7 protein-coding genes and 1 pseudogene are annotated in these 9274 nt (G+C 72.0%); 2 read left to right on the top strand and 6 right to left on the bottom strand.

Annotated features, from left to right (window positions below; genetic code table 11):
* The 5 genes from ACFQ3T_RS31185 to ACFQ3T_RS31205 form a co-directional block, all read right to left on the bottom strand.
* A partial coding sequence (locus ACFQ3T_RS31185; RefSeq protein ID WP_380728788.1) for a ComF family protein occupies window positions 1-246 on the bottom strand: 246 nt, incomplete at its 3' end.
* A gap of 81 nt (window positions 247-327) precedes the next feature.
* Window positions 328-2061, bottom strand: coding sequence for an LpqB family beta-propeller domain-containing protein (locus ACFQ3T_RS31190; RefSeq protein ID WP_380728790.1), 1734 nt, complete (start codon window positions 2059-2061; stop codon window positions 328-330).
* Window positions 2058-3767 (bottom strand): MtrAB system histidine kinase MtrB, encoded by a 1710-nt coding sequence (mtrB, locus tag ACFQ3T_RS31195; RefSeq protein ID WP_447009989.1) that lies wholly within the window; start codon window positions 3765-3767, stop codon window positions 2058-2060. The genes ACFQ3T_RS31190 and mtrB overlap by 4 nt, the downstream gene beginning before the upstream one ends.
* A gap of 200 nt (window positions 3768-3967) precedes the next feature.
* Window positions 3968-4645 carry an MtrAB system response regulator MtrA gene (gene mtrA / locus ACFQ3T_RS31200; RefSeq protein ID WP_015104936.1) on the bottom strand — a complete coding sequence of 226 codons (678 nt, stop codon included), beginning with the start codon at window positions 4643-4645 and terminating at the stop codon, window positions 3968-3970.
* 185 nt (window positions 4646-4830) lie between these two features.
* Entirely contained in the window at window positions 4831-5472 is a 642-nt protein-coding gene (locus ACFQ3T_RS31205; protein WP_380728792.1) for a dTMP kinase, read from the bottom strand.
* A gap of 140 nt (window positions 5473-5612) precedes the next feature.
* Here ACFQ3T_RS31205 and ACFQ3T_RS31210 point away from each other — a divergent pair, with 140 nt between their 5' ends.
* Entirely contained in the window at window positions 5613-6572 is a 960-nt protein-coding gene (locus tag ACFQ3T_RS31210; protein ID WP_380728794.1) for a hypothetical protein, read from the top strand.
* Between the two features lie 251 nt (window positions 6573-6823).
* Here ACFQ3T_RS31210 and ahcY read toward each other — a convergent pair whose 3' ends face one another.
* On the bottom strand, window positions 6824-8287 hold the full coding sequence (gene ahcY / locus ACFQ3T_RS31215) for an adenosylhomocysteinase (RefSeq protein ID WP_380728796.1): 1464 nt from the start codon (window positions 8285-8287) through the stop codon (window positions 6824-6826).
* A 128-nt stretch (window positions 8288-8415) separates the two neighbouring features.
* On the opposite strand from ahcY, the pseudogene ACFQ3T_RS31220 reads away from it, so the two are divergent.
* Window positions 8416-9274, top strand: a pseudogene (locus tag ACFQ3T_RS31220) (hypothetical protein); the annotation flags it as partial.

Raw genomic sequence — 9274 nt, forward strand, 5'->3', positions numbered from 1 at the left:
CAGCCGGGGAAGCGCGGCGGCCACCAGCGCCCCGAAGACGGCCGCCAGCTCCCGCCGCCCGCGCTCCTTGAACGCGAGCACCAGCTCCCGCGCCGCGCCCCCGTAGGCGGCCAGCGCGAACACGGGCGGCCCGACACCGGGCACGCGTCTCGGAGGGCCGAACACGGCGAGGCAGCGACCGCACAGGCGGGCGCCCCACGTGCCGCAGCCGGGACAACGGGGCGGGAACAGCAGGTTGATCAGCACGGACCCGACGATGCCGGCGACCCCCGACAATCCGGGGCCTCCGGCGGAGGTCACCGGCTTGCACGATCGGGTGAACCCGGCTCAGCCCGGGTAGAACGCCTGCGTGCCCGCTTCCACCTTGGTCGGCGACGCGCGCCAGACGTCGCCCACGTCGCTCGCGCTCCACAGCCCGCTCTGGTCCACCGCCAGCACGTTCCGGCCGGGCGCGGCGGTCACCGAGTTCACCGGCACGGTCAGGTTCGACGTGTTGTAGCGCTCGATCCGCAACCCGTCGATGTTGACCTTCACGATGGGCCACGCGGCCAGCGTCGTGCTCGCCACCACCACGTCCTGCGCCAGCCAGTCCACCGCCAACGCGCTGGTCCCGAGCGCGGACGACTGCACGTTGCGCGGCGACCGCAGCGACACGGCCGAGTCCTGCCCGCGCACCACGGCCGCCACGACGAGCTTGCCTCCCACCACCGCCGCCACCCGTGTCCCGTCGCGGGACAGGCGCAGCTCGCTGACCGCGCCACCCAGCACGGACAGCTCGGACGCGTTGACCGCGTTCGCCGTCCACCCGCTGTCGGTCTTGATCACGCGCACCACGTTGGCCCCGTCGACGACGGTCCACACCTCGGTGCTCGGCTCGCCCTGGCGCCCGCTGAGCAGCCACGTCGGCCTGGTCATCGTGGCGGCGGGCAGGTCGACCTCGGCGAGCGGCCCGGACAGCGGCCCGACGCGCAGCCGCACGGAGTTCTCCGCGGCCCGGCTCACCACGGCCAGCTCGCTGCCGTCCATCGACTGCGCGGCGCTGACCACCTGGTAGTCGCCCGCGCCGGCCGGTCCGGGCACCGGGTCGCCGTTGATTTGCTTGACCCGGCCGCTGCCGACCAGCAGGCCGTTCAGGTCCGCGTTGGGCGTGGTCAGGCCCTCGCCGGTCTGCACGTCGGCGGGCCGCCACTCGCGCTGCTCGGCGGAGATCGGCTGGCCTTCGACGAGCACCCGGATGCGGCTGCTGGTGACGCCCGCCAGGGACTTCACCACCTGGGCCACGATCTGCTTGCCGACCTGCACCGTGATGTCCCCGACTTTCGTCAGGTCGACTTCCAGCGCGCCGTCGTCGGCCTCGGACGTGTTCTTGCGCTGCGCGGCGCCGTTCGGGATGGCCGTCTCCAACGCGCCCCGCATGCCCACCGCGGGGCCCTTGAGCAGCAGGCTCGTCACCCGGGTCGGGATCGACGTCGACGGCGCGATCACCACCCACCTCGGGTCGGGCACCAGCACGCCGAAGTCCGGGTTGTAGAAGAACAACGTCACGCGGCGGTAGTTCTGGTGGAACCCGGTCAGCGGCACGTAGATGCCGTCCGGCGGCTTGGCGATGCGCCACTGGCCCTCGCCGTCGCGCTCGATGCCGACGGGGGTGTCGAGGTTGCCGACCTGCTGGATGAACGCGTTGTCCTCCAGCTGGAGCCGGCCGACGTTCTTGCCCTGCAAGAGCACCGTGCGCTGCTTGTCGTCCGGGGTCAGGCTGGGGGTCGGGACGGTGTTGAACGTCGACTCGATGATCGTCGGCGTGCCCTTGGTGTCCCACGTCCGCTTGGCGTCGTCCGTCAGGTACGCCTTCGCCGCCGCGTAGTCGCCCTCGGGGTTGGCGGCGGCGTTGACGAACTCGCGGACCAGGGTGAGCGGGTCGATGTCCTTGACGGGCTTCGGCGCGGCGGCCTCGGAGGCGTTGCCCACGGACGGGTTCACCGCGACGGGTGACGTCTGGGTGGGGATCGCCGCGCACCCGGCGACCGCGAACACGGCCAGCAGCGCCGCCAGGAGCCTCACCGGACCTCCTCGCGCTCGCCGGTGACGGGCTGGGCGGGCTGCCACGTGATCTCCTCCTCCGTCAGCTCGACCTCGTCCGCGGGCTCGGGCGCGTCCGGCTCCGGCTCGACGACGGGGGGCAGGTCGGGCGGCTCCAGCGGCAGCGGGCTGTACGTCAGCTCGTGCCCGTGCCGGCACGGCAGGGTCAGCCGGAACACGGCGCCGTGGCCGCGTTCGCCCCACGCCTCCAGCCAGCCCCCGTGCAGCCGGGCGTCCTCCAGGCTGATCGACAGGCCGAGGCCGGTGCCGCCGGTGCGGCGGTTGCGCGACGGGTCGGCGCGCCAGAACCGGTTGAACACCAGCTCGGCCTCGCCGGGGCGCAGGCCGACGCCGTGGTCGCGGACCGTCACGGCGATCGCCTCGCCGTCGCCGCGGAGCTTCAGCTCGACCGGCAGGCCCTCGCCGTGGTCGATGGCGTTGGCCAGCAGGTTGCGCAGGATGCGCTCGACCCGGCGGGAGTCCAGCTCGGCGGTGACCTCCTCGTCCGGCAGGTCGAGGACGATCGTGGTGCCGCTGCTGTTGGCGATGGCGCGCACCGAGTCGTGGGCGCGGCGGGCCAGCACCCGGATGTCGACCAGCTCGGCGGCCAGCTCCTCGACGCCCGCGTCGAGCCTGCTGATCTCCAGCAGGTCGCCGAGCAGCGACTCGAACCGGTCCAGCTCGTCCACCAGCAGCTCGGTGGAGCGGGCGAGGCCGCCGGGGAACTGCTCGCGCGACGCGTGCAGCACGTCCGCCGCCATCCGCACGGTGGTCAGCGGGGTGCGCAGCTCGTGCGACACGTCGGAGGTGAACCGGCGCTGGAGCTGGCCGAACTCCTCCAGCTGGTGGATCTGCCGCTGGATGCTCGCGGCCATCTCGTTGTAGGACTCGGCGAGCCGCGCGACGTCGTCCTCGCCGACCACGGGCATGCGCTCGTCGAGGCTGCCGTCGGCGAACCGCTCGGCGATCTCGGCGGCCTGCCGCACCGGCCGCACGACCTGCCTGGTGACCAGGTTCGCGATCACGGCCAGCAGCAGGAGCAGCGCCAGGCCTCCGACGACGAGGGTGCTCTGCACGACCTCGGCGGTGGCCTGCTCGCTGGTCAGCGGGAACAGCAGGTACAGGTGCATGGCGCGGGCGGAGCTGTTCACCGGCTTGCCCACGACCAGCAGGGTCGTCGGCCCGGTCTCCCGCTCGACGGTGGTGATCTGGTAGCCGGTGCTGCCGCGTTCGAGCATCTTGAACAGCCCGTCGGGCACGTCCTGGTACTCGCCCACGGCGATCGGCAGGCCGTCGGAGCCGGTGCCGACGGGGTCGTAGAGGACCGGTTCGAACGCGCCCGCGCCGGAGCTGGTGGGGTCGAGGTCGACCCCCGACGTGTTGATCTTGTTCAGCGCGGTGGTGAACCGGCCCTTGACGCTGTCCGGACCGGGGTTGAGGCCCGCCAGGTCGGGCTGGATGGCGGCCGCGCTCGCCTCGGCCTGCCGCAGCGCCGCCTCGATCTTGGTCTCCAGCAGCTGGCCGGTGATCTGCACCTGGAGCACCATGCCCAGCACGAACACCACGGCGGACGACAGCGCCAGCGTGCTGACGACGACCCGGAGTTGCAGCGAGCGCCGCCACAGCTCGCCGAAGGCCACCGCCCGGCGACGGGAGCGCTCGACGAGGCGTCGGGCCTCGCGCGCCACCACGTCCAGCTTGCGTCGAACCGCGCCGCCCCCGGCGTCCAGCCGGTGTGGAACCGCGCCGCCACCGGTGTCGCGAGGCTCGGTCACCTCCGCGTCCACCGGTCGCGCCTGCCCGCCCGGCGATCGAAGAGCGTGATCGCCGGCGAACGGGTCGCGAACGGCCGACGCGACCTCGCGAGGTCGTCCGGGGCGGCGACCTATCACGGCGGGCCGGCCTTGTACCCGACTCCGCGGACGGTCAGCACCACCTCCGGGTGCTCGGGGTCGCGCTCCACCTTGGACCGCAGCCGTTGCACGTGGACGTTCACCAGGCGCGTGTCGGCGGCGTGCCGGTAGCCCCACACCTGTTCGAGCAGCACCTCGCGGGTGAACACCTGGCGCGGCTTGCGGGCCAGCGCCACGAGCAGGTCGAACTCCAGCGGCGTGAGCTGGATCGGCTTGCCCTCGCGCAGCACCTCGTGCCCCGGCACGTCGATGGTCAGGTCGCCGATCTGCAGCACCTCGGCCGGCTCCGCCTCGGTGCGCCGGAGGCGGGCGCGGATGCGGGCCACCAGCTCCTTCGGCTTGAACGGCTTGACCACGTAGTCGTCGGCGCCGGACTCCAGGCCCAGCACCACGTCGACGGTGTCGCTCTTCGCGGTGAGCATCACGATCGGGACGCCCGACTCGGACCGGATCGCCTTGCAGACGTCGATGCCGTTCATGCCGGGGAGCATCAGGTCCAGCAGGACCAGGTCGGGCTTCAGCTCGCGCAGCGCGGGCAGCGCGCGTGCGCCGTCGGCCACCACTGCGGTGTCGAAGCCCTCACCCCGCAGCACGATGGTCAGCATCTCCGCCAGAGCGGGGTCGTCGTCCACGACGAGCACGCGTGCCTTCATACCCAACATCGTCCCACTAGTGGTCGGAAGTCCACGCACCGCCCAGCGGTCATCGCTGCTGGTCGCCGGACGCGTCCACTCCGTAGCCAGTCTCTGTCGCCGATCCACGAGCCCACCTCGTCTCGCTGAACGGGAATCGTCAGCGACTCATCGCCGAAGTGGTCACGTTTTGTTACTTAACCACCCTAACGGGTGAACCATCGGTCGAGTAGCGACTCGACCCGGAGGTCGCCCGTCCCGTCGAGCACCTCCCACGGCGAGAGCCACGCGGAGGCGGCCAGCTCGTCGTACACGGCGGCGCAGCGCGCTTGCAGGCCACCGTCCGACTCGTAGAGGTCGCGACCCCGCGCCTCCTCGGCCTCGCGGTGCGCCGCGCGGTCCGCCGCGACCCCCGCCGGCACGCGCAGCAGCAGGTGCAGGTCCGGGAGCGGCAGGCCGAAGCGGTCCACCTCCAGCGCCCGCAGCCAGGCCACGAACTCGCCGTCGGCGGACTGGCCCAGCCGGGCCGCGCCGTAGGCGGCGTTGGACGCGATGTACCGGTCGAGCAGCACCACGTCGTACTGGTCGAGGTCGGCGCGGATTCGGTCGGCCGCGCCGCGCCGGTCCAGCGCGTAGAGGACGGACATGCCGTACACCGAGTCGGTCAGGTCGCCGAGCCTGCCGTGCAGCGCGTCACGCACCAGGTCGGCGTGCACGTCCTCGTCGTACCGGGGGAACGCGCTGGTGGCGACCTTCGCGCCGCGCACACCCAGCGCGTCGGTCAACGCCTTGGCCAGGGTGCGCTTCCCGGCGCCGTCCAGGCCTTCGATCACGACGAGTTTTCCCACACGAACACCCTAAGGGGCACCGTCCGCTCACGATCGGCCGCATCACATCGCCCACTCGGGTGATAAGAGATCCTTTGCGTCACCAGATCGAGTGACTACGGTGAACCCCATTTCCGGTTGCGCGAAAGGGTGGTGCCGCGGTGACCGCGGATTCCGGGCACGCCAGACCGGTGGACGAGCCGGGGAACCACCCGCCCGGCGGACTGCCCGGCGGACTGGCCGAAACCCTCCGCTACGGACCGTTCCACCGGGCCCTCCACGACGCCATCGCGCACCGCGGCCTGTCCCTCGCCCGGCTGCGGGCCCACCTGGAGCAGCAAGGCGTGCAGGTCGGGCAGTCCACGTTGAGCTACTGGCAGCGCGGCCTGCGCCACCCCGAGGTGCCCCGCGCCATCGCGACCGTGCGGGCGCTGGAAACGGTGCTGCGCCTGCCGCCGGACTCGCTCGTGTCGCTCGTCGGCAACCGCCCCCAGCAGCGCCCCGTGCGACCGGCCGGGTGGGCGCCCGCCGCGCCCGTGCAGAGCGACTTCGAGGTCGTGACGGACGTCGGCGCGAACGTCGACATCGAGGTGCTGTCGGTGCACGACACCGTCCACATCGGCCCGGAGCGGGAGCAGCGGTCGATCAGCACGCGGCTGGTGGTGCGCGCGGCGAAGGCCGGGCCGGACCGGTACCTGGCCGTGCACCAGGGCGACGAGGGGTGCCTGATCGACAACGCGCTCGTGCGGCCCGGCGAGGGCTGCCGGCTGGGACGCCTGCGCCGGCAGCCGGCCACCCGCGGGCTGGCGTTCGAGCTGCTGTTCGACCGCAGGCTCGCCGAGGGCGAGGAGCACGTGTTCAGCTTCACCGTGGTGGACGACACCGGCGGGCCGACACCGGGCCACGGCCGGACGTTCCGCGAACCGTGCCGCGGGTACCTGCTGCAACTGGCCTTCAACCGCCGCGCCCTGCCGGCCCGGTGCACCAAGCAGCTCCGCATCGACCCCGACATGCCACCGGTGGACCTGGAGGAGCTGGTGTGCGGCCTGGGCGGCTTCGCCAGCGCCTACTTCGAGGACGTGGGCCCCGGCACCGCGGGCATCAGCGTCGAGTGGACCTGACCCCACCACCCACAAGGCGACCACCACTCCGGAGGGCACTTCGTGACGCCCAAAGGCGACCACCACGCGAGTTCGCGTCGGTAGGTCGAGGCCCATCCCGCGACGATCACGCTTTTCGATCGTCGCGGGATCGGCCTCGAACTGCCGACTTCAGAGCGAACTCGCCGCCGCCTGCGGAGCAGCGGCAATCAACACCGCCTTGAACTGCCGACTTCCAGGCGAACTCGCCGCCCCGCCGAAGGCGGGGCAAATCAATACCTGTAGTGCTCCGGCTTGTACGGGCCCTCGACGTCCACGTCGATGTACTCCGCCTGGTCCTTGGTCAGCTTGGTGAGCTTCCCGCCCAGCGCCTCCAGGTGGATGCGGGCGACCTTCTCGTCCAGCACCTTCGGCAGGCGGTACACCTCCTTGTCGTACTCCTGGTACTTGGTGAACAGCTCGACCTGGGCGATCACCTGGTTGGAGAAGGAGTTCGACATCACGAAGCTGGGGTGGCCGGTGGCGTTGCCGAGGTTGAGCAGGCGGCCCTCGGACAGCACCAGGATCGAGTGGCCGTCCGGGAACACCCACTCGTCGACCTGCGGCTTGATGTTGATCCGCCGGATGCCGGGGTAGCGGGTGAGGCCGGCCATGTCGATCTCGTTGTCGAAGTGGCCGATGTTGCCCACGATCGCCTGGTGCTTCATGGCGGCCATGTGCTCGACGCGCACGACGTCCTTGTTGCCGGTCGTGGTGATCACGATGTCGGCGCGGCCGATCACGTCTTCGAGGGTCTGCACCTCGTAGCCGTCCATCGCCGCCTGCAGGGCGCAGATCGGGTCGATCTCGGTCACGATGATGCGGGCGCCCTGGCCGCGCAGCGACTCGGCCGCGCCCTTGCCGACGTCACCGTAACCGCAGATCACGGCCACCTTGCCGCCCATGAGCACGTCGGTGCCGCGGTTGATGCCGTCGATCAGCGAGTGGCGGATGCCGTACCGGTTGTCGAACTTCGACTTGGTGACGGCGTCGTTGACGTTGATCGCGGGGAACAGCAGCTCGCCGGCGGCGGCCAGCTGGTACAGCCGCATGACGCCGGTGGTGGTCTCCTCGGTGACGCCGCGGATGCCCTCGGCGATCTTGGTCCACTTGCCGTTGTCCGCGGCGATGGACTTGCGGAGCGTCTCGAGGATGAGCGCCCACTCCTCCGGGTCGTCCGCCTCGGGCTGCGGGACGACGCCGGCCTTCTCGTACTGCACGCCCTTGTGGACCAGCAGCGTCGCGTCGCCGCCGTCGTCCAGGATCATGTTGGGGCCGCCACCGTCCGGCCAGGTCAGCATGGACTCGGCGGTCCACCAGTACTCCTCCAGCGTCTCGCCCTTCCAGGCGAACACCGGGACGCCCTTCGGCTCCTCCGGGGTGCCGTGGGGGCCGACGACGACCGCGGCGGCGGCGTGGTCCTGGGTGGAGAAGATGTTGCAGGACGCCCAGCGCACCTCGGCGCCCAGGGCGACCAGGGTCTCGATCAGCACGGCCGTCTGCACGGTCATGTGCAGCGAGCCGGAGATCCGCGCACCCTTGAGCGGGTAGACCTCCGAGTACTCGCGGCGCAACGCCATCAGGCCGGGCATCTCGTGCTCGGCCAGCCGGATCTCCTTGCGGCCGAACTCGGCCAGGGAGAGGTCCGCCACGGCGAAGTCGATGCCGTTGCGGGTCTGGAGCCTCTCGGCGGTCATCGCGGGTTCCTCCATCTCGGGTTCAACCGACCCTACCGCCCCGCCACGCCGGGTTTCCGAGGTTGACGTCAACAGCGCAACGATGGACCACTATGGCGAGGCTGAGGTGATGTTCGCGGGGAGGACTTGTGCTGATTCCCGGCCCCGACACACGGGTGGTCGAGCTGCGGGTGCACGGCGTCCAGGGCACCACGCCGCACTCACTGGTGGACGCGGTGGCGGCGGTCGACGTGGCGGGCGACGGGCTGGGCCGCGTCGTGCGCCCGGCCGACCGGCTGCGCAGACCCGCGCCCGGCCCGGTGCTCCAGGCCGGTGGCCGCCCGGTGACGCGGGTCGTCGAGGGCTACGTGTGGGGTCGGATGACGTCCGGCGGCTGGGCCAAGGCGACGTGGGCGCTGCTGTTCCCGTTCTCGCTGGCGAACGTGGCGCACTGGATGCTGCCGCCCGCGCCGGCCGGGTCGCTGCCCGCGCACCTGCTGGGCATCGGGCTCCGCGCGCTGCTGCGGCTGGCGGCGCTGCTGCTGACCGTGCTGCTGGTCGCCCAGCTGGAGGTGATCAGCCTCGACCTGGTGGCCGCGCAGTGCCTCGCGCCCGGCGCGACGTGCCTGTGGGGTCCGACGTGGCTGAGCACGACGCCGTGGGTGCGGGCCGTGGTGGGCCTGGCGCCGATCGCGCTGGCCGTGCTCGTGCTGCACCGGATGTCCAGTGTGGACTGGCGGATCGAGCGCAAGGAGGTGCCGGCGGCCGAGGGCGTGCGGTCCGGGCTGCCGGGCGCGCACGTGGCGACGGACCCGGACACGCCGTCGTTGCGGGTGCTGCACGTCGTGGCGGGCCTGGGCACGGCGGTGGTGGTCGCGTTGGGCGGTCCGCTCGGCCCGCTGGTAGCGCCCGGCTGGCACGGCGCCGCGATCACGGCGTGCTGGGCGTTGGGCGCGGGCCTGGTCGGCGTGGCGGCGCTGGTCGTGATGCTGCTGGTCGACCCGACGG

The organism is Saccharothrix hoggarensis (genome assembly GCF_042678885.1).
In the GTDB taxonomy this organism is placed as follows: domain Bacteria; phylum Actinomycetota; class Actinomycetes; order Mycobacteriales; family Pseudonocardiaceae; genus Actinosynnema; species Actinosynnema hoggarensis.